This is a genomic window from Streptomyces sp. XM4193 (genome assembly GCF_023072595.1).
Lineage (GTDB): Bacteria > Actinomycetota > Actinomycetes > Streptomycetales > Streptomycetaceae > Streptomyces.
The window spans coordinates 97,668-122,578 of the sequence record NZ_JALLGK010000009.1; the positions used below are offsets into that span (position 1 = coordinate 97,668).

Annotated in this window: 22 protein-coding genes and 2 tRNA genes; 14 read left to right on the top strand and 10 right to left on the bottom strand. The window is 72.5% G+C overall.

The window, feature by feature from the left end:
- Positions 1-122 precede the first annotated feature (122 nt).
- Positions 123-716 (bottom strand): lytic polysaccharide monooxygenase, encoded by a 594-nt coding sequence (locus MTQ01_RS21350; protein WP_247492370.1) that lies wholly within the window; start codon positions 714-716, stop codon positions 123-125.
- Between the two features lie 293 nt (positions 717-1,009).
- Between MTQ01_RS21350 and ehuB the strand changes: the two genes are divergently transcribed.
- The 7 genes from ehuB to MTQ01_RS21385 all read left to right on the top strand — a co-directional run bounded on the left by ehuB (position 1,010) and on the right by MTQ01_RS21385 (position 6,013).
- Positions 1,010-1,924: an ectoine/hydroxyectoine ABC transporter substrate-binding protein EhuB gene (gene ehuB, locus MTQ01_RS21355; protein WP_247492372.1), complete on the top strand. Its 915-nt coding sequence runs from the start codon at positions 1,010-1,012 to the stop codon at positions 1,922-1,924.
- Positions 1,921-2,661: an ectoine/hydroxyectoine ABC transporter permease subunit EhuC gene (ehuC, locus tag MTQ01_RS21360; RefSeq protein ID WP_247492373.1), complete on the top strand. Its 741-nt coding sequence runs from the start codon at positions 1,921-1,923 to the stop codon at positions 2,659-2,661. The genes ehuB and ehuC overlap by 4 nt, the downstream gene beginning before the upstream one ends.
- Positions 2,658-3,305 (top strand): ectoine/hydroxyectoine ABC transporter permease subunit EhuD, encoded by a 648-nt coding sequence (ehuD, locus tag MTQ01_RS21365; RefSeq protein WP_247492376.1) that lies wholly within the window; start codon positions 2,658-2,660, stop codon positions 3,303-3,305. The genes ehuC and ehuD overlap by 4 nt, the downstream gene beginning before the upstream one ends.
- 109 nt (positions 3,306-3,414) lie before the next feature.
- Entirely contained in the window at positions 3,415-4,185 is a 771-nt protein-coding gene (ehuA, locus tag MTQ01_RS21370; RefSeq protein WP_247492544.1) for an ectoine/hydroxyectoine ABC transporter ATP-binding protein EhuA, read from the top strand.
- 203 nt (positions 4,186-4,388) lie between these two features.
- Positions 4,389-5,147: an IclR family transcriptional regulator C-terminal domain-containing protein gene (locus tag MTQ01_RS21375; protein ID WP_247492377.1), complete on the top strand. Its 759-nt coding sequence runs from the start codon at positions 4,389-4,391 to the stop codon at positions 5,145-5,147.
- A gap of 84 nt (positions 5,148-5,231) precedes the next feature.
- Positions 5,232-5,305 (top strand) — tRNA-Lys (locus MTQ01_RS21380).
- A gap of 207 nt (positions 5,306-5,512) precedes the next feature.
- Positions 5,513-6,013, top strand: coding sequence for a DUF3830 family protein (locus MTQ01_RS21385; protein ID WP_247492378.1), 501 nt, complete (start codon positions 5,513-5,515; stop codon positions 6,011-6,013).
- 249 nt (positions 6,014-6,262) lie between these two features.
- Here the strand turns inward: MTQ01_RS21385 and MTQ01_RS21390 are convergent, their stop codons facing one another.
- Both MTQ01_RS21390 and MTQ01_RS21395 read right to left on the bottom strand, forming a co-directional pair.
- On the bottom strand, positions 6,263-7,663 hold the full coding sequence (locus MTQ01_RS21390; protein WP_247492546.1) for an amidase: 1,401 nt from the start codon (positions 7,661-7,663) through the stop codon (positions 6,263-6,265).
- A 169-nt stretch (positions 7,664-7,832) separates the two neighbouring features.
- Positions 7,833-8,807: a D-2-hydroxyacid dehydrogenase gene (locus MTQ01_RS21395; protein ID WP_247492379.1), complete on the bottom strand. Its 975-nt coding sequence runs from the start codon at positions 8,805-8,807 to the stop codon at positions 7,833-7,835.
- Between the two features lie 288 nt (positions 8,808-9,095).
- Between MTQ01_RS21395 and MTQ01_RS21400 the strand changes: the two genes are divergently transcribed.
- Positions 9,096-10,037 (top strand): decarboxylase, encoded by a 942-nt coding sequence (locus tag MTQ01_RS21400; RefSeq protein ID WP_247492380.1) that lies wholly within the window; start codon positions 9,096-9,098, stop codon positions 10,035-10,037.
- Positions 10,038-10,160: 123 nt separating this feature from the next.
- Positions 10,161-10,904 carry a decarboxylase gene (locus tag MTQ01_RS21405; protein ID WP_247492381.1) on the top strand — a complete coding sequence of 248 codons (744 nt, stop codon included), beginning with the start codon at positions 10,161-10,163 and terminating at the stop codon, positions 10,902-10,904.
- A gap of 113 nt (positions 10,905-11,017) precedes the next feature.
- On the opposite strand, the gene MTQ01_RS21410 is transcribed toward MTQ01_RS21405, so the two are convergent.
- Complete coding sequence (locus MTQ01_RS21410; protein WP_374207828.1) at positions 11,018-12,811, bottom strand: putative bifunctional diguanylate cyclase/phosphodiesterase; 1,794 nt, start codon at positions 12,809-12,811, stop codon at positions 11,018-11,020.
- 327 nt (positions 12,812-13,138) lie between these two features.
- Between MTQ01_RS21410 and MTQ01_RS21415 the strand changes: the two genes are divergently transcribed.
- Entirely contained in the window at positions 13,139-14,452 is a 1,314-nt protein-coding gene (locus MTQ01_RS21415; RefSeq protein ID WP_247492382.1) for a M6 family metalloprotease domain-containing protein, read from the top strand.
- 34 nt (positions 14,453-14,486) lie between these two features.
- The gene (locus tag MTQ01_RS21420; RefSeq protein WP_247492383.1) at positions 14,487-15,209 is read left to right on the top strand and encodes a 4'-phosphopantetheinyl transferase superfamily protein; all 723 of its coding nucleotides are present in this window, start codon (positions 14,487-14,489) and stop codon (positions 15,207-15,209) included.
- 172 nt (positions 15,210-15,381) lie between these two features.
- Here the strand turns inward: MTQ01_RS21420 and MTQ01_RS21425 are convergent.
- The 5 genes from MTQ01_RS21425 to MTQ01_RS21445 all read right to left on the bottom strand — a co-directional run bounded on the left by MTQ01_RS21425 (position 15,382) and on the right by MTQ01_RS21445 (position 20,664).
- Positions 15,382-15,455, bottom strand: a tRNA-Lys gene (locus tag MTQ01_RS21425).
- Between the two features lie 207 nt (positions 15,456-15,662).
- Positions 15,663-16,025, bottom strand: a complete 363-nt coding sequence (locus MTQ01_RS21430; protein WP_211038605.1) for a hypothetical protein — start codon at positions 16,023-16,025, stop codon at positions 15,663-15,665.
- A gap of 135 nt (positions 16,026-16,160) precedes the next feature.
- Entirely contained in the window at positions 16,161-17,498 is a 1,338-nt protein-coding gene (locus MTQ01_RS21435; RefSeq protein ID WP_247492550.1) for an AAA domain-containing protein, read from the bottom strand.
- A 128-nt stretch (positions 17,499-17,626) separates the two neighbouring features.
- On the bottom strand, positions 17,627-19,309 hold the full coding sequence (locus MTQ01_RS21440; protein WP_247492384.1) for a hypothetical protein: 1,683 nt from the start codon (positions 19,307-19,309) through the stop codon (positions 17,627-17,629).
- A complete protein-coding gene (locus tag MTQ01_RS21445; RefSeq protein WP_282613991.1) occupies positions 19,300-20,664 on the bottom strand; it encodes a hypothetical protein in 1,365 nt (454 codons plus the stop codon). Before MTQ01_RS21445 ends, MTQ01_RS21440 begins: the two co-directional genes overlap by 10 nt.
- Positions 20,665-20,771: 107 nt before the next feature.
- Here MTQ01_RS21445 and MTQ01_RS21450 point away from each other — a divergent pair, with 107 nt between their 5' ends.
- On the top strand, positions 20,772-21,422 hold the full coding sequence (locus MTQ01_RS21450) for a histidine phosphatase family protein (protein ID WP_247492387.1): 651 nt from the start codon (positions 20,772-20,774) through the stop codon (positions 21,420-21,422).
- Between the two features lie 82 nt (positions 21,423-21,504).
- On the opposite strand, the gene MTQ01_RS21455 is transcribed toward MTQ01_RS21450, so the two are convergent.
- Positions 21,505-23,007 (bottom strand): hypothetical protein, encoded by a 1,503-nt coding sequence (locus MTQ01_RS21455; RefSeq protein ID WP_247492389.1) that lies wholly within the window; start codon positions 23,005-23,007, stop codon positions 21,505-21,507.
- A gap of 225 nt (positions 23,008-23,232) precedes the next feature.
- On the opposite strand from MTQ01_RS21455, the gene MTQ01_RS21460 reads away from it, so the two are divergent.
- Both MTQ01_RS21460 and MTQ01_RS21465 read left to right on the top strand, forming a co-directional pair.
- Entirely contained in the window at positions 23,233-23,676 is a 444-nt protein-coding gene (locus tag MTQ01_RS21460; RefSeq protein ID WP_374207829.1) for a hypothetical protein, read from the top strand.
- 181 nt (positions 23,677-23,857) lie between these two features.
- A complete protein-coding gene (locus tag MTQ01_RS21465; protein ID WP_247492391.1) occupies positions 23,858-24,739 on the top strand; it encodes a fused MFS/spermidine synthase in 882 nt (293 codons plus the stop codon).
- Positions 24,740-24,911 lie beyond the last annotated feature (172 nt).

Consider the following 24,911-nt stretch of genomic DNA (forward strand, 5'->3'; position numbering starts at 1 on the left):
CAGCGGGAGAAAGAATACCCGATGTCCGGGGGTGCTTCCGGCGGACCGCTGACCCGCACCAGGTGTCGCCCGGTCGGGGCGGTGACGGGTCAGCGGCCGTGCGGGGGCGTGGGCCGTCCGGCTCAGAGGTCCACGTCGGAGCAGGCGTAGAACGCGTTCTCGGTGTCCTCGATGTTCCAGACGCCGACGATCAGGTGCCGGCCGGACTTGCCGTCGGGGATGGTGCCCTCGTGGCTCTCCTGGAAGTCGGGCTGGGCGCCGTCGAGCGGCACGGTCAGGAACGGCTCGTCCTCCAGCGCGTCCCTGGTCAGCGGCTGGGTCGGGTCGTAGTCGTCGGTGGTGAGGAAGTACTGGAAGTCGGTGGTGCTGTGGGGCGCGGTGAGCTTCCAGGTGAAGGTGTGGCTCTCGCCCGGGGTCAGTTCGGTGGCCGGCCAGTTGCCGTCGCGCGGGTCGTCCAACTCACCGAAGCCCTCGTTGCCGCCGGAGCAGATCTGTCCGTCCTCGGGGCCGGCGGCCGGGAAGCCCTTCGGTCCCTCGACGCTCTGCGGCTCGTACTCCACGGCGCCGCAGCCGGTGGCCTCGCCGGAGGCACAGAAGGCCTGACGGCTCGTCGGGCCCTCGCTGTACCCGTGGCCCTGGGCCGAGCCGCCGGTGACGAACACGGCCGCTCCCGCGATGCCGAGTCCGAGTGCGGCGGCGGTGATCTTCTTGCGCATACTTCGCTCCTGTGGGGTGGGGCTAGGTGTGCCTGCTGCAAGCATGTGTGGGGGAAGGTCTAGACCACACCAGAAGCTAGCGCGCCTCGTCGCCAAAAGTCCAGACCAATTGGGGAAGTCGTTCGCCGCGACGCGCCCAACTCACATGCCTCCGGGCGGCGCTGAGGAAGGCCGCGTTCCGCGCTCCTGCGTGTTGCATGTCCCAACTCGCGAAGTGACCTGCCGTACAACGACCTGGTCACTGGCGTAAAACGTTTTGCATGATTCAACGATCGATGGGTAGTCGCGCGCCCATGGCTCCACCACCGAGAAAGATTCAGACACTCAGTCACAGACAAGTGAGCCGCCGCTCGCTCCTCGCAGGAGTGGGAGTGGCGGCTCTTGGCGCAGCGGGGGCTGTGGGTTGCAGCCGCGCACCTGAGGAGGGGGAGGTGGAAGGCGGCGATCTGCTGGAGCGTCTGCGGGACCGCGGCACCGTCCGGATCGGAATCGCCAGTGAGCCGCCCTTCGGTTACATCAATGACAAGGGTGAGCCCACGGGTGAGGCGCCCGAGCTCGCCAAGGTGATTTTCAAGAACCTCGGGATCGACAACGTCGAGCCCGTTCCCGTCGACTTCAGCGCGCTGATTCCCGGACTCCGGGCGCAGCAGTTCGACGTGGTCTCCGCGGGTATGTACATCAACGCCACCCGCTGCCAGCAGGTGCTGTTCTCCGACCCCGACTACCTGATGTTGGACGCGTTCATCGTCCGAAAGGGCAATCCGCACAACATCACGCGTTACGAGGACATCGTCGAGAAGAAGCTCAAGCTCGCGAGCGGTGAGGCGTACGCCGAGATCGCCTACGCGGAGGCGGCGGGGATCAAGGACATCCTGATCCTGCCGGACCAGGTCGCCGGTCTCGACGCCGTCGTCCAGGGCCGGGTGGACGCCTTCGCGGGCACCAGCATCACGGTCCGGGACGTCGTCAAGAACTCGCGCCGGGCGGAGCACACCGAGCCGTTCCAGCCGATCGTCGACGGTGAACCCGCCTACGGAGCCGGTGGTTTCGCCTTCCGCCTCTCCGAGGCCAATTTCCGTGACGCCTTCAACAAGGAGTTGGACAAGCTCCGCAAGAACAACAACGAAGGTCTGCTCAAGATCGTCGGTCCCTTCGGGTTCACCCAGGAAGAGATGACCGATCTCACCGCAGAGGAGCTGTGCGAATGACTTCAGCCCTCTTCACCAGTTGGTTTCTCCCGGGTGTCTGGATCACCATCCAGATCACCCTTCTCTCCGCGCTCCTCGCACTCGTCGTCGCCTTCGTCGTCGGCCTGGCCCGCACCTCCGAGGTGTGGATCGTCCGATTCGTCGCCGGCTGCTATTTCGAGGTGTTCCGCGGAACTTCGGCGTTGGTCCTCATGCTGTGGCTGGCCTTCGCCTTCCCGCTGATGTTCGGCTGGCAGTTCGTGCCGATGGCATCCGGCATTGTCGCGCTCGGCCTGACATACGGCGCGTACGGTTCCGAGATCGTCCGCGGCGCTCTCCAGGCAGTGCCGCCCGCTCAGCGAGAAGCCGGAATAGCGCTGAGTTTCACCAAGATGCAGCGGCTCAGGAAGATCGAGATTCCGCAGGCGTGGCCGGAGATGATCCCGCCCTTCAACAACCTGCTGATCGAGCTGCTCAAGGGCACGGCGCTGGTCTCCACGATCGCGGTCGCGGACATGACCTTCGCCGCCAACATCTCGCGGCTGGCGAGCAACGAGAGCGCACCGGCGTACACGCTGCTGCTCATCTCCTACTTCGTCATCGCCTTCGTGCTGACGCGCGGAATGCGGCTGCTGGAGCGCAGGGCGAAGGCCGGTGTCGGCCAGCAGCCGGAGAGCAGCGGTTGGCTGCGGCGCCGGCTCAAGCCGGCTGCCGCCAATGACATCGCTCGGTCGCAGGGAGCAGGTGGTCTGGGATGAACTGGGACTGGGAAGTCGTCAGCGACTTCATGCCCAAGTTCTGGGACGGCGTGATCGTCACCATTCAGGCTCTGGCGTTCGGCAGCCTCATCGCCTTCGCGCTGGGTCTGGTGTGGGCCATAGCGCAACGGTCCGAACGCAAGCTGGTGCGATGGCCGGTGACGGCGGTGACGGAGTTCATCAGGAACACTCCGCTGCTCGTCCAGCTGTTCTTCCTCTTCTACGTGGTTCCCGAGTGGGGCCCGTCGATGTCGCCGCTGATGACCGGCATCATCGGTCTCGGCCTCCACTACTCGACCTACACGGCCGAGGTCTACCGCGCCGGCATCGACGGGGTGCCCGCAGGCCAGTGGGAGGCGGCCACCGCGCTCAGCCTCCCCAAGGTCAGGACGTGGACCGCGGTGATCCTGCCCCAGGCGATCCGCCGCGTCATCCCGGCCCTGGGCAACTACGTGGTCGCGATGTTGAAGGATTCGCCCATGATCGCGGTCATCGGCGCCTACGAGATGCTGGGCGAGGCAAGTGCCTTCAGCAACGCGACCTTCACCATCGAGGCCTACACCGTGGTCGGCATCGCCTTCATCCTGATCGCCTACCCGGCTTCCCTTCTGCTGCGAGTCTTGGAGCGTCGCCTTGTCAAGTGAGACCCCGAACCAGGAAGAGAACGAGCGCACCGGCGCCACTCTCGCGAAGGGCGCGACCGGTGACGCGAAGAGCGTTCCCGAGGACGCCTCGGGCGCCGCCAACCCCAAGGTGGACGGCAGCGAGCTGATCAGATTCGACCGGGTCACCAAGCGGTTCGGTGACAACGTGGTGCTGGACGACCTGGAGTTCAGAGTCGACTCCGGCAAGCACGTCACCCTGATCGGCCCGTCCGGCTCCGGCAAGACGACGATTCTGCGGCTGCTGATGACGCTGCTGAAGCCGGACGAGGGCACCATCACGGTGGGCGGCGAGTACCTGACCCACGAGGAGAAGAACGGCAAGCTCGTACCCGCCGGCGAGAAGCACATCCGCGAGGTGCGCAAGAACATCGGCATGGTGTTCCAGCAGTTCAACCTCTTCCCGAACATGAAGGTGCTGCGGAACATCACCGAGGCGCCGGTCAACGTGCTCGGGCTCTCCAAGGAGGAGGCCGACACCCGCGCCCGCGACCTGCTGGAGCTCGTCGGTCTGACCGAGCACATGGACAAGTACCCCTCGCAGCTCTCCGGCGGTCAGCAGCAGCGCGTGGCCATCGCGCGTGCGCTGGCGATGCGTCCGCAGGTGCTGCTGCTGGACGAGGTCACCTCGGCGCTCGACCCCGAGCTGGTCGCCGGTGTGCTCGACGTCCTGCGGGACATCGCGCACACCACGGACATCACCATGCTGTGCGTGACGCACGAGATGAGCTTCGCGCGGGACATCTCCGACGATGTGCTGATGTTCAACGAGGGCAAGGTCATCGAATCCGGATCCCCGGACAAGATGTTCAACGACCCGGACCACCCCCGCACCCGCGAGTTCCTCGGCGCGGTGCTCTGACCTCGGGGTTTTCCGAGCGTTTCACGAGGGGCGCGACAGCCGGCGCGGCTGTCGCGCCCCTCGTGGTGCACGACTTTGCTTGAGGCATATGCCGTTTGGTCGACGGTCGGGTAATCAGAGGGTCTTGAGCGTTATCTTGAGTTGAGCCCGTGACCCGGAGCAATGGTCACGGCGCAAGCGGTCACTACCTCGAGGGGGACACCGTGGCGCCCAAGCCCGTGCCGTCCGTTCCGTTTCACTCGGTTCAGTACGCACTGCGTGTGCTTGAGGCAATCGCCCGGTACCCGGACGGACGGACCGAGGAGGAGCTGGTCAAGGAGACCGGGCTGCCTCCCGGCCACCTCGCCCGCCTGCTGGTGATGCTCGCCCGCGAGGGCTACCTGGAGCAGCTGAGCGACAAGACCTTCGTCGCGGGCGACGCCTTCCGGCTGCTGGGCGGGGCGGGCGACCGTCGCAGCCGGCTGGAGGGCCAGTTGCAGCGCACGCTCACCTCGCTGCGCGACGAGGTCGGGGCCGCGGTCTACATCAGCCGTTACGTCGACGGCGAGGTGAAGGTCACCCAGTTCGCAGCGGGGCCCGGCACGCCCGCCGTGCAGGAGTGGGTCGACTTCAGAGCCGCCGCACACGCCATGGCGGTCGGCAAGTGCCTGCTCACCCAGCTCGACCACGACGGGCGCCGCGACCACCTCTCCCGGCACCGTACGATCCGGCTCACCTCGCGCACCACGACCAGCGAGCGCGTGCTCTTCAGTCAGCTCGACCGCCAGCCGCCGACCGTGCCGGTGCTCGACCTCCAGGAGTACGCGATGGGGACCGTCTGCGCGGCGGTGCCGGTGACGGCCGGTGCGTCGGTGGGTTGCCTCGCGGTGTCGCTGCCGCTCCAGAAGGCCCACCGGCTCCGCTACGCGGCGCGCAAGCTCAACGAGCGGGCGGCGCCCGTGCTGCTCTCGCTCTCGCTCTGAGCTGCGGCCGTCGGCTCCTCGGGCGGTCCGGGGGCGATGGTCGTGAGCACCCCTCGCGGGCAGGTAGAGTTCTCCCGTCAGCAGGCGCCGTTAGCTCAGTTGGTTAGAGCAGCTGACTCTTAATCAGCGGGTCCGGGGTTCGAGTCCCTGACGGCGCACAGACGGTCGAGGGGCCCTTCGCTTCACTGCGAGGGGCCCCTCTTCGTCGTGCTCCGCCGCCGTGCGCGGGGTGGCGGCGTGTGTTTCGGAGGTGCCGGGGTGGTACGTCGGCGCCCCGTGGGAGCGGCGTACGGGTCGGGCGGTGCGCGAGTGGGCACAGTGAAGCTGTGTGACCATCGCCGATACAGCCACCACCGGGAGGTGTGATGACCGACCGTTTCGTTGAGGTCTCGCTGGACAGGCGCGGTGTGCGCTGCACCGCCAAACTGCTGGACGACCGTGCTCCGATCACCTGCGACGCCGTATGGAACGCGCTGCCGCTCGGCGGGGACGTCTACCACGCCAAGTACGCCCGCAACGAGATCTACGCCCTGCTCCCGACCTTCGCGCCCGAGGAGCCGCCGCTGGAGAACCCGACCGTCACCCCGATCCCCGGCGACCTGTGCTATTTCACCTTCACCGACACCCAGCTCGGCACCAAGTCCTACGGCTACGAGGCCGAGGCGGGCCACCGCGGTCGCACCACGGTGGTCGACCTCGCGCTCTTCTACGAGCGCAACAACCTCCTGATCAACGGTGACGCTGGCTGGGTGCCGGGCATCGTGTGGGGCAGCGTGGTCGAGGGCCTGCCGGAGATGGCCGAGGCGTGCCAGGGCCTGTGGCGGGCCGGTGCTCTCGGGGAGACGCTCAACTTCCGCCGCGTCTGAGGCGGTTGGTGCGGCGGGTGGGCCCCGTCCCGGTTCCGGATCGGGCGGGGCGCCCGGCGGTTCGGCGTCCCGGGCGGCTCTGTTGCGAGCCCGCTGCGGTCGCTCGTACGGCTGGTGCGGCCCCGGGTGAGGGGAGCCGCCGCCGCGGCCGGGGCGGCGGGAAACACCAGGTCGGCTTCTGGCATATGACAAAACCATGGGCGGGCGCCGAGCGGCGCCCGCCCTTTATGTCCGTTCCTGGTTCCGCTCTCAGCCCTGCGGCAGCGGCGGCGGAGGCAGCTCGGTCACCGAGGTGCCGTAGAGCGCGTGCGCGGCGCGCAGCACCAGCGCGTCCGCATGCCGGGCACCGACCAGCTGGACGCCGATCGGGAGGCCCGCCGAGTCCAGCCCGCACGGCAGGCTGGCCGCCGGCTGCTGGGTCAGATTGAAGGGGTAGGTGAACGGCGTCCAACCCGTCCACCTCCGGTACGTCGCGCCGTCCGGCACCTCGCGGCCGATGCCGAAGGCGGTGTCCGGCATCGTCGGGGTGACGAGCAGGTCGTACTTCTGGTGGAACACGCCCATCTGCTTGCCCAGCGCCATCCGCGCGTCGACGGCGGCGAGGTAGTCCAGCGCGGAGGCGCGCGCGCCCTCCTCGCACGCCTCGCGCAGCCCCGGGTCCATCCGCTCGCGCTGCTCCGGGGTGAAGTGCTGGGTGACGCGGGCGGCGCCGCTGAACCACAGCACGTGGAAGGCCTCGATCGGATCGTCGAAGCCCGGATCGACCTCCTCCACCTCCGCCCCGAGCTCGACCAGCCGGTCCACCGCCCGCCGCACCGCCGCCGCCACGTCGGGAGCGACGGCCACCCGGCCGCCGAAGTCGGGGGAGTAGGCGATGCGCAGGCCGCGCACGCCGTTCCCGAGCCCGTCGCGGAAACTGCCGGTCGGCGGGGCCAGTTGGGACCAGTCGCGGGAGTCGGGGGCGCTGATCACGTCCATCAGCAGCGCCGCGTCGGCCGCGTCCCGGGTCATCGGGCCGACGTGCGCCAGGGTGCCGAAGGCGCTCGCCGGATAGATCGGCACCCGGCCGTAGGTCGGCTTGAGCGCGAAGATCCCGCAGAACGAGGCGGGGATGCGCACCGACCCTCCCGCGTCGGTGCCGAGCGTCAGCGGCGCCGCACCGGCCGCGACCGCCGCGCTCCCGCCACCGCTGGAGCCGCCCGCGGTGCGTGCGGGGTCGTACGGGTTGCCGGTCGCCCCGTGCCGGGGGCTGTCGGTGACACCCTTCCAGCCGAACTCGGGCGTCGTGGTCTTGCCGACGAACACCGCGCCGTGCTCGCGCATCCTCGCCACCGACGGGGCGTCCTCCTCCCACGGCCCCTCGTCGGAGACGCCCCAGGAGCCGCGCAGCGTGGGGCTGCCACGCTGGAGCAGGATGTCCTTGACCGTGACGGGCACTCCGTCGAGCAGCCCGCCGGGTGCACCCCGGCTCCAGCGCTCCTCCGACTCCCGGGCCTGCGCGAGCGCCTGTTCGTCGAAGATCCGGACGAAGGCGTTGAGCGAGGGCTGCACCGCATGGGCGCGGGCCAGTACGGCCTCGGTGGCGTCGACGGGGGAGAAGGTGCCGGCCGCATACCCCGCGACGAGTTCCGCGGCGGTGAGCGCGGTCAGATCGACACCGGAGCGCGGTCCGGCGCTCTCGGGCCGTCCGGGTGCGGGACCGGGCGCGTCGGTGTCGGGGTGGGCGGCGCCGCCGGTGACGTCGGGCAGCTCGGGCAGTGTGCTCAACAGGGCCTCCGGGAGGTGGAAGGACCGGCCGCGGACGGGCCGGTCACGGGCGTCAGGCGCCCGCCGGGACGTAACCCAGCTGTTTGTCGACGACGTTGAGCAGCGGTTCGCCCGCCGCCCAACGGTCGAAGTTGGCGAGGAACTGGGCGGCCAGGTCGCCCCGCCAGCCGATCGTGTCGCCGCTCATGTGCGGGGAGAGCATCAGCCCGGGGGCGTCCCAGACCGGGCTGCCGGCCGGCGGCGGCTCCTCGTCGAGCACGTCCAGCGCGGCGCCGCGCAGTCTGCCTTCGGACAGCGCCCGCACCAGGTCCTCGGTCACGACGTGCCGACCGCGTCCGATGTTGATGAAGTGGGCGCCCTGTTTCATCCGTTCGAAGGACGCGCGGTGGAACATGCCGTCGGTCGCCGCGGTGAGCGGCGCCGCGCAGACGACCCAGTCGGCCTCGGGCAGCAGTCCGTCCAGTGCGTCGCTGCCCCACACCGTGCCGAACTCCTCGTCGCCGTCCCGCTGTCGGCGCCCGACGAGATCGACGCTGACACCGAGTGCCTTGAGCGTGCGGCCAATTGCCCTGCCGATTCCGCCGGAACCCACGACAACCGCACGGGTGCCGCCGACGCGCATTGTCTCTCGGTGCCGCCATTGGTGGCCGAGCTGGAATTCCCAGGTGCCGCGGAAATCCTTGGCCATGGCGATGACGAGCCCGGCGACGTATTCCGCGATGGGCTGGTCGAATACGCCGCGCGCATTAGTGATCACCACATCGGAGTCGGCGAGTTCGGGCAGCAGCCGGTCGACTCCGGCGCTGGCGGTGTGCACCCAGCCCGGACGCGGGCCCTCGCCGGGCCAGGCGTCCTTCACCGCGTCGGTGGTGAAGTTCCACACCAGCAGCACATCCGCCTCGGGGAGCAGCGAGGGCAGTGATCCACCGTCGCTGTGCAGGACTTCGGCCCTGCCGGAGAGCGGGCTCAGATCGGGCAGCGGCTCGTCGTCGAGAACCAGGACACGAGGCAGGGACGTCTGCGTCATCAGCGGGAAACCATTTCGCAACGGGGGCGGGTTTGACTGGGTCACGCAAGCGGGTTCACGCGAACAGAAGCGAGGATTGACCACGGTAGGGAGCAGAAACTACCTTCGTCAACAAAGGCATCTGTCCCGGCGTCCCGGCTTGAAGTCCGGCACTTTTCCTCTGTGGCCCAAGGCCCGCACACTGGCGATTCCCGCGCTCCCGGCATACGCGTTCGGCGTGCCGAGATCAAGGGGCGCGCCCGCGTCGGCTGGCCGTAAGCCGTCCCTGCGTATCTTGAGGGGCTCGCAATGGACGTCTCTTTTCTCGGCGGCCCGCAGCCGCAGCGCGGCGTCGGGATCGTCGCGCCGTTCGACTTCGCACTCGATCGCGAGCTGTGGCGGTGGGTGCCCGACGACGTGTCGCTCCATCTCACCCGTACTCCGTTCGTTCCGGTCGAGGTGAGCCTGGACCAGGCGCGGCTGGTGAGCGAGCACGAAACGCTGCGCGCGGCCGTACGGGCGCTGCACGCGGTCGGTCCGGGGGTCGTCGCCTACGCCTGCACCTCGGGCTCGTTCGTGGGCGGCGGTGCCGGGGAGCGCGCGATGCGCCGCGCCATGGAGGAGGCGGGCGAGACTCCCGCCGTGACGACCTCCGGCGCCCTGCTGGAGGCGCTGAGCGAGATCGGCGCACGGCGGATCGCGGTCGTCACGCCGTACACCCGGTCGGTGACCGACTCCCTGGAGGACTTCCTCGGCGAGGCCGGCGTCGAGGTCACCGGACGCAGCTACCTCGGCCTGACCAGCCACATCTGGCGGGTTCCGTACCGGGACGTCGTGGAGATGGCGCGGGAGGCGGCCACCGGTGCTCCCGACGCGCTCTTCATCAGCTGCACCAATCTGCCGACCTTCGACGTCATCCCGCAGCTGGAGGCGGAGCTGCGGATACCCGTCCTCTCGGCGAACCAGGTGACCGTCTGGGGAGCGCTGCGGCACATCGGCAAGGAGGCCGTCGGCCCGTACCAGGCGCTGCTGGACCCGGCCGCCCGAACCGGGCCGATCGCGATGACCGTACTGCCCCCGCCGGCCCCGCCCGCACCGCTCCCGCCCGTACCGCCTCCGGCCGGGGACGAGCCGCCGGAGCCCAGGGCGCTGGCGGGCACCGCCGTGACGGGCGGCGAGCCGGACGCGGCGGAGCTGCCGACCGAGTCCGCCGGGCCGGAGGAGGCGGGCGGCCCGCTGCCGCCGGGCTGACCGCAGCCGGCCTGCACCGGGCGCGTCCGCCCCGAGCGTCCCGTACGCGCCCGCCGCTCCCGCGGGTCCGCCCGCCGCGCGGGGAGAACAGTCGATCAACGCACGAGAGATCTGGAGCCGCACATGGCCGTCAGCACCGTCGGATTCCTGTACCCGGGCCACTCGGCGGAGGACGACTACCCCCGCCTGGAGGCGATGCTGCGCGAGGCCGGCGCCGATGTGCGGCTGCCGCTGGTGCACACCGACATCGGCGAGGACGCCCACCGGGTGGACGCGCTTCTGGAGATGGGCTCGGCCGCGCGCCTGGCGGCCAAGGTCTCCGAGGTGGTCGCGACGGGCGCGCAGGCGGTGGTCTGGTCCTGCACGAGCGCCAGCTTCGTCTTCGGCCCCCGGGGCGCGGCGGAGCAGGTGGCGGAGCTGTCCGGCACCGCGGGCGTCCCCGCGTCCAGCACATCCTTCGCCTTCGCCCGGGCCGCGCGGGAGCTCGGCCTGCGTCGCGTCGCGGTGGCCGCCACGTATCCCGAGGACGTCGCAGAACTCTTCGCGGTCTTCCTGCGCGATGCGGGGATCGAGGTCGTCTCGCTGCGCGGGAGCGGCATCATCACCGCGGCCGAGGTCGGCACCTGGGGCCGCGAGGAGGTGCTGACGATGGCCGGCGCGGGCGACCACCGGGACGCCGAGGCCGTACTGCTGCCGGACACCGCGCTGCACTCCGCCGCGTACCTCGCCGACCTCGAACTCGCCCTGGGCAAACCGGTGCTCACCGCGAACCAGGTGACGGTCTGGGAGGGGCTGCGGCTGCTCGGTCTGCGGGTGGACTGCCCCGAGCTGGGCACCCTCTTCGGCGGCCGGGCGAGCGCGGTCTGACCGCCCCCGCGCCGGGCCGCGTCCGGTGCGGCCCCGAAGGGCGCACCGGCTCGGGCGTGCGGAGCACGGCGTACGCGGCGTACGGCGTGCTCCGCGTACGGGCGCGTGGCGGGTCAGGCGCCCAGCAGGGCGGAGATGCGGTCGGCCGGGACGGGCTTGGAGTAGTGCCACCCCTGGCCGGTGTCGCAGCCGATGCGGCGCAGCCGGTCCGCCTGCGCCTGGCCCTCCACGCATTCGGCGGTGACGGTGATCCCCAGTTTGTGCGCGAGGTCAACGAGCGAGGAGACGATCGTCTCGTCCGCCGGATTGCGCGGTGAGGACACCCGGAAGCCGCTGACGAAGGTGCCGTCCAGCTTGAGGGTGCGCACCGGAAGCCGGCTGAGATAGGCGAGGTTGGAGTACCCGGTGCCGAAGTCGTCGATGGCGATGCGCACCCCCATGGAGGACAGCGCGCGCAGTGTCTGGAGCGGACGGCCGCCGGTGCCCATGACCGCGGACTCGGTGAGCTCGAGCTGCAGCAGCCCGGCCGGCAGGCCGCTCTCCCGGAGGGCGGTGGCCACGTCCGCGACCAGGTCGGAGTCCCACACCTGCCGCACCGCGACGTTGACCGAGACGAAGAGCGGATCGCCGCTGTGCTCCAGCTGCCACCGTCTGGCCTGCCGGCAGGACTCGGCCAGCACCCAGCGGCCGAGCTGGACGATGGAGCCGTTCTCCTCAGCGAGCGGGATGAACTGGCCGGGCCCCAGGGTGCCCAGCTGGGGATGGCGCCAGCGCACCAGCGCCTCCACCCCGCGCAGACTGTCGTCGGCCAGTCCGACGATCGGTTGGAACTCCAGGGTGAACTCGCCGCGTTCGACGGCCGGGCGCAGGGTGCTGGAGAGCGCCTGGCGCGTCATCCGGTGTGCGTTGCGCTCGGAGTCGAAGAGGGTCCAGCGGGCGCGGCCGTCGGCCTTGGCCCAGTACAGCGTGGTGTCTGCGGCCTGCATCAGCTCGGTGGCGTTGGCCCCGACGGCGGAGCGCTCCACCACACCGATGCTCGCGGAGACGTCCAGCCGTTCGCCCGCGACCTCGAAGGATCTGTCCAGCCCGGCCTGGAGCGCCGCGGCGAGCTCGGTGAGCTGGGTGGGCCCGCTCGACGCCTCGACCAGCACCGCGAACTCGTCGCCGCCCAGCCGCGCGACGAGGTGGCCGCCGCCCGCCGTACCGGTGGTGGTGCTGCGCACCAGGCGTCTTCCGACGGCGTCCAGCAGCTGGTCGCCGACCCGGTGGCCGAAGGTGTCGTTGATGGCCTTGAAGCCGTCGATGTCCAGATAGCACAGACCGATGCGGCCGGTGGCGCTGTCCGCGAGCGCGGTCGCGAGGCGCTCGAAGAAGAGTGTGCGGTTGGGCAGTTTGGTGACCGGGTCGTGCATCTGCAGGTGGCGCAGTCGCTCGCGCAGATCCCGGCGTTCGCTCACATCGGTGACGGACAGCAGCGCGGAGCCGTCTCTGCGCAGCGGTCTGAGGGTGATCTCGGCCCAGAAGAGCTGGCCGTCCGCCAGCTTCAGTCGCCGGGTGCAGTGCATCTGCTCGCTCTCCCCGCGCAGCACCGCCTGGCAGGCCGTACGGATGCGGGGGGTCTGTCCGAGTCCGGCGAGGTCGGTGACGGGCAGATGGGTGAGCTGGTGCGAGGAGGTGTCGAAGAGGGTGGCGAGCGCCCGGTTCGCCGCGACGATACGACCGCTGCGGCTGACCACGGCCATGGCGAACTGGGCGGTGTGGAAGGCCCCGTGGAAATCCGCGCCCTGGCCGGGAACGAGCTCGGTGAACGAGGCCGCACAGTCAGCGTAATCACTGTCGGTAATCAATTTGTGTGCTGTCGCGGAGCTCTGGGTGCCGTCCTTCTGCCCGCTCCGGATTCCGTTCACCGATCGCTCCCAAAGGGGATTCGTCGCTGGAAAGTGTGCCGATCATAGGGCTTGTGGCGGCAGTTGGGCCAGCATGGCGAGGGGATTGGGCACTCCTGGAGGCGACCGTCCCGGACGTCAGTACGAGGTGCGGCGACCGCGGGCACCGATCCCGAAACCAGGGGTGATGTTGACACAGGGTGACTGCACTGGTGGCGCTGCGACTGCTGCGACTGCTGCGGTCCGAGGCGACGCCCGGGCCCGACCCGGTCGGCCTACTCGAACGGGCGGGGGCACCCGTCGGCTCCGAAGGTGAGGTGAAGCCACGACACCCCTTGGGAGGCCCCGGTGCCGGACGAGCGTGCCCCACGCACCCCGCCGGCGGGCGTGCGTCGGTCGTTGCGCAGACCGCTGTCCGTGGTGACGGCGCTCACCGCGGTGATCAGTACGGCGTCGATGGCCGGGCCCCTCGCCCGGGGAGTGGCGGGCACGCCCTGCGCGCTGGAACGCACCGACGCCCACCACTCCCTGGGCGTCAGCAGTTGGGACTCCTCCTACGTGCGGCCCGAGGGCAGGGCCGACGCCGTGATGCTCTTCCTCTCCTTCCCCGACTCCAGGCCGGGCGTCACCCCCCAGCAGCTCACCCGCGACTACTTCCCGGCGACCAGCGACTTCTTCCGGCAGGCGTCCTACGGCCGGTTCGACCTGCGCGCACACCCCGTCCCGCGGTGGATCGAGATGCCGAAGAAGTCGACGGCGTACGACATAGCGCGGGACTGGAGCACCGCGAGCCGGGCGTCGTTCCTGCGCGACGCGCTGGCGGTCACCGATCCGGAGGTGGACTTCGGCGAGTACGACATCGTCTACCTCGTCGCCGATCCGGACGCTCCGGGCGTGGACTCCGACGCGACGAAGGTCGTGAACTTCAAGGACCCGATCCGGGTCGACGGCACCGAACTCAACCGCGTGGTCACCCTCTTCGAGCGGTACCCGGCCGACCGCAACGTGCTGGCCCACGAGACGGGCCACGTCTTCGATCTGCCCGACCTCTACAACCGGCCGGAGGACGGCAAGGGCGACTGGGACACCCATGTCGGCGACTGGGACCTCATGGGCAGCCAGTTCGGCCTGGCCCCCGACCCGTTCGGCTGGCACCGGTGGAAGCTGGGGTGGCTGGACGACGAGCAGGTGGACTGCGTCTGGCAACCGGGCACCAGCCTGCACACCCTGGTGCCGCTCGGTGCCGAGCCCGAGGAGCCGCGGTGGGGCGGCGGGGCCGACGACGGGCGCGGCGGGGCGCAGGCGCAGGCCGCCGTGGCCCGCGCCAGGCCGGCGAGCCGGATGGCGGTGGTCCGCACCGGTGCGCACGAGGCGATCGTGCTGGAGGTGCGCGAGCCGCTCGGCAACGACGTCTCGGTCTGCACCAGCGGAGTGCTTGCCTACCGGGTCACCACCGACCGGGCCTCCGCGGACGGTCCCGTCGAGGTGCTCGACGGCCACCCGGACACGGCCGCCTGCCACGGCAGTTCGGTGCGGCCCGAGCTGGCCGACGCCCCGCTGCGGGTGGGCGAGAGCCTGTCGGTCGACGGCGGCGACGTACGGATCTCCGTGCTCGACCAGTCCGAGTCGGGCGAGTGGAACCTGCGCATCACCCGACGCTGACCGGCCGCGGCAGGCACCTGGATAGGGTGACCGCATGGACGCCACGGCAGAACTCATGCGCACACCCACGGTGTTGGAGTCGTTGGAGGCCGCCCCGGCCGTACCGATGCCGCAGCCGGGCGAGGAGCCCTCGCTGTGGCTGGTCGACGCCGCACGGCACGGCGCGGTGCTGGAGCGGCGGACGGCCGCCGTCCTCGACGAGGAGGAGCGCGCCCGGGCCGCCGCCTTCCGGGTGGACGGCGCACGTGCGCTCTACCAGGGCGCGCACATCGGGCTTCGGCTCCTGCTGGGCTCCTGCCTGGGAGTGCCGCCCGAGGATCTGCGGTTCACCCGGGAGCAGTGCCCCTGCTGCGACAAGCAGCACGGCCGTCCCGCGCTCGTCGGCGCGCCGCTGCACTTCTCCCTCTCGCACAGCGGGACCGTCGCGTTGATCGCGCTCGCCGCGAGCCCGGTGGGCGTGGACGTGGAGCGGGGTCCCCGCCCGGGCTCGGTGGACGACCTCGCCGGGAGTCTGCACCCCCGCGAGGCCGCGGAGCTGAGGGCGCTGCCGCATCCGGAGCGGGTGGCCGCGTTCGGACGGGTGTGGGCGCGCAAGGAGGCGTATCTCAAGGGCATCGGGACCGGCCTCGGGCGGGAGCTGGATCTGGACTACGTGGGCAGCGGCCCCGTACCGGCGCCCGGCCCGGACGGCTGGCGGCTGGCGGACGTCGCCGTCGAGGGGTACGCGGCCGCCGTCGCCACAGCCCCGTCGTCCTGAGGCGGATCGCTCTTCCCGCCCGAGGCGGACCGCGCTCGGGCGGGAACGAGTGTCGCGGGCCTTCGGCGGCGGTGGGCCGGACGCACGAGGGGCCCGGGAGAACCCGGGCCCCTCACAAACAGCTCTGGGCCCTTCCGGCTTCGGAAAGGCCCAGCATCACCTGGTGATGGAGTGCGCCGTCAGGGACTCGAACCCCGGACCCGCTGATTAAGAGTCAGCTGCTCTAACCAACTGAGCTAACGGCGCCTGCTGACGTCACAGACCTTAGCACCAGCGTCCGGAAGAGTGAAAATCGATAACCGGTGGCCTTCGGTGTCCGCCCGCGCCCACGGGTGCGCGCCCGTGGGGAACGTCCGCCGGGCGCGCACCCGGTCCTTCTCCGGGCCGCCTCGGCGCTTGCGGGTCGAGTGCTTCCCCGGGTGCGTCCGATGCGGGGCCGGGGCGGACGCCTGCCTACTGCGGCGGGCGTCGGCGCAGCAGCTCGCGGCCGAACTCGACCATCTTCCGGGCGTAGTCCTCGCTCCACTCCGCCCGCTCCGCGATGGCGGCCTCCGAGAGCCGGTCGAACCGGCCGGGGTCGGCCAGCTGCGCCGCCGCCATCGCCTGGAACTCCACGGCCCGGTCGGCCGCCGCCTGGAAGGCGAGCGACAGATCCGTCGATCTGGCCAGCAGCTCCCGCGGATCGCTGATCGACTCCAGGTCGAAGAAGCGCTCCTCGTCGCCCGCGGCCTCGGTCGGCTCGAACGTCAGCGGCACCGGACGGCTGAACCGGGGCACGCCGTTGCGCGGGTCCGGAGCCGAGTGCGGCTCTGGCATGCAGACACCTCCGTGGGAGTAGGGCACTGAACATTGTCGCGCGCCGCGCAAGAGCGCACCGGCCCGGAGCGCGAGCCCGGCGCTCGCGCCGGTCGGACCGCCGCCGCGGCCCGCGGGACCGGCGCACGGCGGGCGTCAGCGGACCCGTACGCGGCTCTCCTCCAGATGCGCCAGCACCGAGTGGTGAGCCTCCCAGCCGTCCGGGAACTTCACCGTGACGCCCAGCGGCACCGGCTCCGTCTCCGGGTAGGCGTCCAGCAGCTCCGGCACGCCCGCCCGGCACACCACGATGCAGGCGTGCCGGTGCCGCGACGCCAGCACACACAGCCGGCCGGTCTCCAGATGGAAGGCGGTGGCGTCCGGCCGCCCGGACAGCGGGTGGAGGACGACCGTGACGTCGAACTCCCTGCCCTGCAACCGGTTCGCGGTGTCCGCGACGACGCCCTCCACACCCAGCCCGCCGAGGGCCGCCCGCACCGCCGCGGCCTGGTCGCGGTGCGCGGTGCCGACCGCGATCCGGTCCGCGGTGAGCGGGGCGGGCTCGGGCGAACGCTCGCCGATCGTGCTCCCGCCGCGCTCCAGCAGCCGGCGGACGACGTCGGCGACCGCCGCGACCGCCTGCGGGTCGGTGCGGGGCGTGTGCGCGGGCGGCAGCTCGAGCAGGCCCCAGCCGGATTCGGCCGCCACGTCGAGGACCCGGTCGGTCGCCGAGCCGTCCCCCGCGCGGCCGAAGGCCAGTCGGCGCTCGCCCTCCCGCGTGCCGCTGCGGAACGGGGTGTACGGGTAGAACGCCCGGGACACCAGCGGTGCGGCGCTGGCCGGCAGCCGCCAGGAGACCGGCAGCCGGTGCTGGGGGAGGCCGGGATTGTGGGCGAGCAGCGTGGCCACCGCGCTGGCCGACGGGTCGTAGCTCAGCCCCGCCCACTGCTCGGTGCCGACCTGGCTGAACGGGTCCAGCTGGCCCGGATCGCCGACGAACAGGGCCCGCTCGAAGTGGCGGGCCACGGTGAGCAGGGCGTCCGAGCGCATCTGGTACGCCTCGTCGACGATGGCCTGCTCCCAGGGCTCGACATCGCGCACATGCGCCCACTTCGCCGCGGTGGAGACCACCACGTCGTGCTCGACCAGGTCGGCGACCTTCGCGGACATCCGCACCGAGGGGTGCCGCCCCAGCGCGAGCGCGGACGCGTCGTCGGGGCGCGCCTCGGTGCTGTGCAGACGGCCGATCGGCAGCTCGGGGTCCGCGGTGGCGAGGCGGTCGACGAGATCGTCCACCTGGGCGTTGGTCTGGGCGACCAGCATCAGCCGGCGACCGGCGGAGGCCAGCTCCTGTGCGGCGCGCACCACCAGGGTCGACTTGCCGGCGCCGGGCGGGGAGTCCACCACCACGCCGCGCTCGGTGCCGGTGAGGATGTCGGCGAGGATTGCCGCGGTCGCCGCCGCGGCGGCGCCGGCCGGGCTGGGCGCGGGCACCTCCCCGGACGCGGGCCCGGACAGCGAGGACACGGACGGCCCGGACACCGAGCGCTCGGACGGTGGGTGTCCGGACGCGGAGGGCCCGGTGGCGGCAGTCGCCGACTCGTGCGTCGGGCGGGCAGTGCTCACAGCAGGTCCTCGGCGGTGACGGGGTCGGGGAGCGTGGAGTGCGCCAACGGATCGGTGACACCCGGCGAACCGGCGCCGACGGTGTGCCCGCCCGCACCCAACGACCCGCCCGCGCCGGACCGTTCGCCGGTGCGCGGCTCGGGGAGCGGTGTGCCGGACTGCGGCGGCCCGCCGTGCGTCCAGGGGGTGTCCTCCGGCTCGGGCAGCGAGGGACCGCCGCGCGGGGCGTGCTCGAAGAGCGTCCAGCAGACACGGTCCCCGACCTCCGGCACCGAGCCGGGTGCGGGCTCCTTGGCCCGGCCCATCCCGCCGGTCAGCCGCAGCCTCAACTCGCCCGGGCCGGCCGTGCCTTCGGCCGTGCTCTCGGCCGCGCTGTCGTCCTCGCCGGCGGCCGCGGTGCCCTCGGCGAGCCCGTCCTCCGGCGCGAGGAACTCGGCGGGCTGCGCAGCGCCCGAAGGCAGCACCCGGTACGCGCGCGCACCCGGCGCCCACTGCGGGACGTCCTCGGTGGACAGCGCCAGCACCGGCCGCGGCATCGGGCGGCGCCCCTGCGAGTACGTCATCCAGGAGTCGGTCACCTCGGCCACGAACGCCTCGCCGGCCAGCCTGCGTTCGGCCATCACCAGCGGGTCGTCCAACGCCTCCTGCGCCCGCAGCCGTGCCTGGTCCCGCTCGCGCACCGACAGCTTCCGCGCGGCCGTCACCGCGTCGTCCCGGCGGGGCTGGGGCGGCTCGCCCGCCCGCAGCCGATCGCGGTGCGCGGTGTAGGACCAGCGGTCGCTCTCCCAGCGGGAGGCGACCCGCTCGCCCTCCGGCAGCCGGCGCAGCAGATCCACGCTCTCCCACATCGCGTCCCAGACCGGGCGCAGTTGGCCGCCGAGCAGCTGGTGCACCTGCTCCGCCGAACCGGGCAGACCGGCGTCGTACCGCTCCACCGCCGGGGCCAGGACGCGGTTGTCGAAGGCGGGGTCGGTCGACGGGCCCGAGGGCGGCGTCCGCAGCTGACCGTGCTCGTCGCGGGCGGTCTCCGCCTCCAGCGCGGCAGCCTCGCCACCGCCCTCAGGGCCGGCGCGCAGCCAGGCCAGCAGCGCCCCGAGATGCTGGTCCTCCAGCGAGCTCTGCCCGGTCGCCCAGTGCCGGGTGAGCACCTCGGTCATGGACAGCAGCAGGGACGAGCCCGGCACCCGAGCCCGCTCGCCGTAGTGCGTCAGCCAGCGCCCCAGCAGCGGCACCCGGGCGGGGGAGGGGTACGGGGTCTGCGGGTCCTCCTCGGCGGTGCGCCGGAACCGCATGGAGCGGCCGAGCAGCCGTACGAACTCCGCCCCGGGCGCGTTGGGAACCAGCAACTGCGGTGCGTCCGTGCAGACTTCGGCGTCCTCGCGCACCTGCTCGGTCTCCTCCAGGGCCGACTCCAGATGCGGCAGCAGCGCCTCGGCGAGGTCGGAGAGGAAGGCGAACCGCAGATCGCGGTCCTTGGGCTGGGGGACGGTGAGAAGCAGCGGACGGTCCCGGTCGGTGCCGAGCATCGCGCCGAGCGGAGCGCCCACCTCGCCCGCGGTGGTCAACGGAACCAGCACCAGCGGATGTTGACTCAGATGGCGGTGGCGGACGGTGGTCAGCGGTTGGGCACGACCGGCGGCCATCGCCTCCATCCGGGCCAGGTTGTGCATCAGCGGCACGGTCCACCTCCCGCGGGCCCCGAGCCGGTGGCGCCGTGCGGGCCGGTGGCGCCGTCCGAACCCGAGGCGCCGTCCGAACCCGAGGCGCCGTCCGAACCCGAGGCGCCGTCCGAACCCGAGGCGCCGTCTGAGCCCGGGCCGGTGGCGCCGTGCGGGCCGGTGCCGTTGTGCGGGCCCAGGACCTCGGCGCGCAGTCGGGCTGCTCGGCGCAGCGCGAGGACGGCCGGATCGGGAGGGTCGCTCGGGCCGGCCGGATGCGCCGCGCCCTCGGGCTCGGGCGGCGGGGGATCGCTGTGGGCGGCGTCCAGCGCGGCCTTCACCGTGGTCAGCGCGCCCAACTCGGCGCGGGTGCCGCGGCCGAGCACCGCGGGGTCGTTCCCGGTGCGCGCCTGGGAGCGGCAGTGGAAGGCCAGATCGCAGCCCGCCAGGCACTCCGGCGCGTACGCCGCGGGCACCGAGTCGACCGCGCCCGCCAGCCGGTCCGGCGGGAGGTCCAGATCGAAGCTGGTGCCCGCCGGCAGCGCGGCGGTCAGCTCCTCGACCCGGGTCAGCCGGTGCAACTGCCTGCGGACCGCCGCCAGTTGCTTGCGCATGTCGACCAGGGCCGCGGTCGGGAGGTTGGAGAAGTCCTTCGGGCAGACGAGCAGGACGGACTCCGCGGCCCGCACCCCCATCGCCTCCAGCGCCAGCCCGTAGACCGCGGCCTGCCGGGTGGCGGCGCCCACCTTCGTCGGAGCGGCCGAACCGTCCAGGATCGGAAAGGACTTGATCTCCACGATCGTCACGCCCGCGTCCCCGTCGACCACGATCGCGTCGGGCTCCAGGCAGACCGGCGCCCCGGCGACCGTCAGCCGCACCATCGGATGCAGCAGCACCGACCAGGAGCCGGGCCGGCCCTGCCGCGCCTCCTCCCCGCCCTGCCCGTGCGTCTGCGCCCGGGCCAACGCCTCGCGGGTGCTCTCGATTCGGCCCTCCTGCCCTTCGGCGGTGAGGTCCGGGCACTCCAACAGCTGCGGATCGGGCGGCACTTGACCGGTGTGCGCACACAGCAGCCGGACCAGCTCGAGGCCGCCGTCGCGCGTCGCCCCGGCCTCGAAGGCGTGGCCGCGGGCGAAGGCGAACTGCGACTGCCCGAAGTTGGCAGGTGCGCCGAGCGCTTCGGCGAGGGCCGCCTTGTCCACGCCCGCGCTGTCCAGCAGCGCACGGCGGCTGCACCCAGGGTTGGCGGCGAGCGCCGTCAGGGCCCTGCTGTCCAGCGGTCTCGGCTGCCGGCCCGGGCCGCGCAGCGCGGCCAGCCGATCCCGTAGCGCGGCCTGCTCGGCACCTGTCGGCTCGGTACCTGTCTGGTGGGACAACTGCTTCACCCGGCGAAGTCTGACATCCCCCACCGACAACGTGCTCCTCCGCGGCTCTCGGCACCGCCGCGCGACGCCGCGGGCCCGCGGGTGAGTACCGTCGTGGCATGACGGAAAAGGCCGCCGAACAGCCCGTGTCCACAACTCCCCACTCCGCCCGCCTCGTCCTGGTGCGCCACGGCGAGACGCCGTGGTCGCAGGCGGGCCGGCACACCGGCCGCACCGATGTGCCGCTGCTCGACCGGGGGCGCCGCATGGCCGAACTCCTCGGTGAGCGCCTGCGGACGGCCCCCTTCGACGGCCTCGTCGACGCCGAGGTGCGCACCAGTCCGCTCTCCCGCGCCGCCGAGACCTGCGCGGTGGCCGGCTTCGGCGACCGCGCGAGCACCTGGGACGCCCTGATGGAGTGGGACTACGGCAGTTACGAGGGGCTGACCACCCCGCAGATCAAGGAGGCCGCGGGGGACGAGGGTTGGCTGATCTGGCGGGACGGCGTCGAGGGCGGCGAGAGCCGGGCCGCGCTGTCCGCGCGCGCCGACGAGGTGGTGGACTGGGCGCGTACGGTCCCCGGGGACGCCCTGGTCTTCGCACACGGCCATGTGCTGCGCACGATCGCCGCGCGGTGGCTGGGCGAGGAACTCTCCTTCGGCGCCCGGCTGCGGCTCTCCCCGGCGTCCCTGTCGGTGCTGGGCTGGTCCTACGGGCAGCCGGCGCTGGAGCGGTGGAACGACACCGGCCACCTCGACGGCCGCCTCTGAGCCGTGCCCCCGCCCCTCCTCCGTCGGGGGCGTCCGGTCCTCCGTCGGGGGCGTCCGGGCCCGAGGCCTCCCGGCCGGGGCCTCAGGCGGAGAGACGGGCGAGGAAGCCCGCGACCTCGACGTGGCGGGTGTGCGGACCGAGGCGCTCGGCCGTGGCGCGCAGCATCCGGCGCACCCGCGCGCTGTGCACGGTCTCCAGCAGCGTCAGCGCTCTGTTCCCCTCGGTGGCCGCCTCGACCGGATCTCCGCCCACGGCGAGGTTCCCGGCCAACTCGGCGGTGAACAGCGCTCTGTTGCGCACGAACTGCGCGGGTTGCAGCGCGACGGCCTCCCGCGCCAGCTCCGCCGCCCGCTCCCAGTCGCCGAGCGCGGACCAGCACTGGGACTCCAGCCCCGACAGCTCGGCGTGGCACAGGAAGGACATCCACTCCGGATCGGAGTCGGAGGGGCCCTTGTCGAAGAGGGTCCTGGCCCGGCTGAGGGCTTCCTCGCAGCCCGCGCGGTCGCCGAGCCCGCCCCAGCCGCCCGCCTCGCGCAGCGCCAGCAGCGCCTGGAGCCGGGAGGAACCGAGCCTGCGGGCGGCCTGCTGGCCCGCCTGGGCGGCGCGCAGCGCCTCGCGCGGGCGACCGGCGTCCCGGGCGAGGAAGGCGGTGTTGCAGAAGGCGTGCGCCTCCAGCCCGGGGTCGGAGCCGACCCGGGCCAGCGCCAGAGCCTCGCCGTAGTGCGAACGGGCCTCCTGGTAGCGCTCGGAGTCGTGTGCCAACCAGCCGACGGAGAGCGCGAGTTCGCCGGTGTGGGAGTTCAGCCGCTCGGAGTGTGCGTGCGCGCGGGCGCCGGAGTCGAGCAGCTCGAAGGTCTGCCGGAGCGCGAGGTCGGCGCGGCGGTAGAGGTTGTCCGCGCCGTGGCGGTCGTCGAGCAGGCGGATCCGCCGCACGGCCTCCTCGACGGAGAGGACGTCGCCGCGGCCGAGGGCGCCCGCGGCGGGCCGGGGGCGGGGCAGGGCGGCTCCCTCTCCCTCGGCGGGTCCCGTGCGGGCCTCGGCCGCATGGGCGGGCCCCCACAGGGGCGCGGTCGCCAGGGCGGCGGGGCCGCCGGTCATGAACGCGCGACGCAGCACGTCGCTCTCCTCGTAGCTCTGGATGGTGCTCTGACAGTTGTGCTCCGTGCCCCCGCAGTCGGCCCGGCCACCTGGCGAGTGGTCGGGAGCGCAGGGTCCGGGGCGGTCCTCGGCCGCCTCGCGCACGGTCGTACGGGTGCGCCGCGCCGCGCGTCCCCGTACGGCCTCGCGCTCGGTGAAGCCCAGATCCGTGAGCGTGTACCCCGGGAACATGTGCAGGAACACTCGTTCGTAGGCGTAGTTGGGGCAGCGGATCTCGCCGGCCTCCACCCGCCCGATGTAGCGGGCGTCGCAGGAGACCTGCTCGCCGATCTCGCGGGCGGCCCTCCGCACGGAGGCCGCGAACTCCCGAGGGGAGAGCTGTCCGCGCAACCGCCGGAAGGCCGGGTTCGGTTGATGAGGGTGGTTCGCTGACTCGGCCGGGCCCGCCGGTCCTCTCCCGGCTGGCGCTGAGGGTGACGACGCCATGGCCGGACCGTACACGCGGGCGCGGGGCCGGAGATGGGGAGTTTGCTTACAAAACGGATATCTCATGCGTGATCTGCCATGAACCGCCATCCTTTGAGGGGGCTTTCCGCCGTAGCCGTTGACGGGTCCGTGCGTTGAACCGTGCAGCAACGACAGCGCGCAGCACGGGCATCGAGGCACAGGCGTCGAAGCGTGTGGGCGTGAGAGTGGAGGAGGGTCGCGTTGTTGGACACCGACGGATCGCGGATCGCCGTTGGCCACCGGCGCCCGGTGCGTGGCCGCAAGTCGGGCGCGGTGGAGAGCGGTTGCCAGGGCGGCGGCACTCCCCACACCGAGCTGGTCACCGTGCCGGCCCGCCAGGCGCTGGAGGCCGTCGACATCCTGCGGCTCGGCCTCGGTGTCGGCCCCGTGCTGCACGACTGCGCGGGTGCGACGCTCGGTTTCCTGGTCCCGCCCGGCACTTCGGTGCACTGGCGGCACCCCGGCAGCGCCTGCGCCCCGCTCTGCGGCCCGCTGAGCCAGGAGGGCACCGGCCGGCCGCCGATCGCGGGCGCCGACTGGCTGATCGGCCCCGAGTCCGCCCCGCTCACCGCGACCGACCCGACCCGGCTGCGGGCCGCGCTCGTCCAGGCCGCCCGCACCCTGGAGGTCACCGACCGCTGCATCTGAAGCCGTCCCGTTCACGGCCGCGCGACCGCGGGCCGGCGCTGCCGGCGACCGGCCCCGATCGTGCGGCGGTGCGTCGCGGTCCGTCCGCCGTTGCCGCCCGGGTCCGTCCGCCGTTGCCGTCCGCGTCTCCCGCCCGCCACCGCGGTGCGCGGGGAGTGACGCGGACGGGGATACTGGCGGGGTGGCGGGCAGACGGCGGGGTGAACGAGGCGGCAGGGGCGGCGGACGGACCGAGCCGACTGCCGCCGTCGACAGCGGCGAGGCACGGCTCGTACCGGACCGGGAGCGGCCCTCCGCCTGGGAGTTGACCGTGGACGGCGCTCCCCAGTCGCACGTCGATCTCGCCGACCCCGCCCATCTCGCCTTCAGCTACCAGCGCAGGCTCGGCCATCTCGTCGATCTGCTCGCGCCGGCCGGTCGTCCGCTGAGGGTGCTGCACCTGGGCGGCGGTGCGCTGACGCTCGCCCGGTACGTCGCCGCGACCCGGCCGCGCTCCACCCAGCGCGTCTGGGAGATCGACTCCGCGCTGACCGCGTTCGTGCGCCGGGAACTCCCTCTGGAGTCCGGCTGGCGCGTACGTGTGCACGGCGGCGACGCGCGCGCCGGGCTCGCCGCCGTGCCGGACGGCTGGGCGGACCTGGTGATCGCGGACGTCTTCGACCGCGCCCGTACGCCGCCGCATCTGGGCACCGTCGAGTTCGTGCGGGAGGCGGCCCGGACCCTGGCCCCCGGCGGCTGGTACACGGCGAACCTCACCGACGGGCCGCCGCTCGCCCATCTGCGCGGTCAACTGGCCACCGTGGGCGCGGTCTTCGACGAGCTGGCGATCGCCGCGGACCCGGCCGTGCTGCGCGGACGCAGATTCGGCAACGTGGTGCTGGCGGCTGCCCGAGTGCCGCTGCCGGTGGGCGAGTTCACCCGCCGTACCGCCGGAGACCCGCACGCGGGACGGGTGTTGGCCGGTCGGGAGGCGGCCGACTTCGCGGCGGGCGCCCGTCCGGTCACCGATGCGACCGCGACGACCGGTTCACCCGCACCCCCGCCGGGGACCTTCGACCGCTGAGGCGCAACCCCGGCGCGTCGGCGTGAGGTCCCGCCGAGGCCGAGGGTCCGGCCGTACACGTGGCGCGGCGTACGGACGCGGCGCAGGCCGCCCCCCCGGCACCGCCCTCCCGGCACCGACCGCCCGCACACCACACCCACGTCACACGCACCACCCACCACCGGCCCGGTCG

Excerpts from the sequence above, each read along its gene's own strand:
- MTQ01_RS21405 (WP_247492381.1), top strand. The coding sequence starts at position 10,161 with ATGGCCGTCAGCACCGTCGGATTCCTGTACCCGGGCCACTCGGCGGAG.
- MTQ01_RS21395 (WP_247492379.1), bottom strand. The coding sequence starts at position 8,807 with ATGACGCAGACGTCCCTGCCTCGTGTCCTGGTTCTCGACGACGAGCCG.
- MTQ01_RS21450 (WP_247492387.1), top strand. The coding sequence starts at position 20,772 with ATGACGGAAAAGGCCGCCGAACAGCCCGTGTCCACAACTCCCCACTCC.
- MTQ01_RS21400 (WP_247492380.1), top strand. The coding sequence starts at position 9,096 with ATGGACGTCTCTTTTCTCGGCGGCCCGCAGCCGCAGCGCGGCGTCGGG.
- ehuB (WP_247492372.1), top strand. The coding sequence starts at position 1,010 with ATGGCTCCACCACCGAGAAAGATTCAGACACTCAGTCACAGACAAGTG.
- ehuC (WP_247492373.1), top strand. The coding sequence starts at position 1,921 with ATGACTTCAGCCCTCTTCACCAGTTGGTTTCTCCCGGGTGTCTGGATC.
- MTQ01_RS21350 (WP_247492370.1), bottom strand. The coding sequence starts at position 716 with ATGCGCAAGAAGATCACCGCCGCCGCACTCGGACTCGGCATCGCGGGA.
- MTQ01_RS21420 (WP_247492383.1), top strand. The coding sequence starts at position 14,487 with ATGGACGCCACGGCAGAACTCATGCGCACACCCACGGTGTTGGAGTCG.
- MTQ01_RS21455 (WP_247492389.1), bottom strand. The coding sequence starts at position 23,007 with ATGGCGTCGTCACCCTCAGCGCCAGCCGGGAGAGGACCGGCGGGCCCG.
- ehuD (WP_247492376.1), top strand. The coding sequence starts at position 2,658 with ATGAACTGGGACTGGGAAGTCGTCAGCGACTTCATGCCCAAGTTCTGG.
- MTQ01_RS21430 (WP_211038605.1), bottom strand. The coding sequence starts at position 16,025 with ATGCCAGAGCCGCACTCGGCTCCGGACCCGCGCAACGGCGTGCCCCGG.
- MTQ01_RS21385 (WP_247492378.1), top strand. The coding sequence starts at position 5,513 with ATGACCGACCGTTTCGTTGAGGTCTCGCTGGACAGGCGCGGTGTGCGC.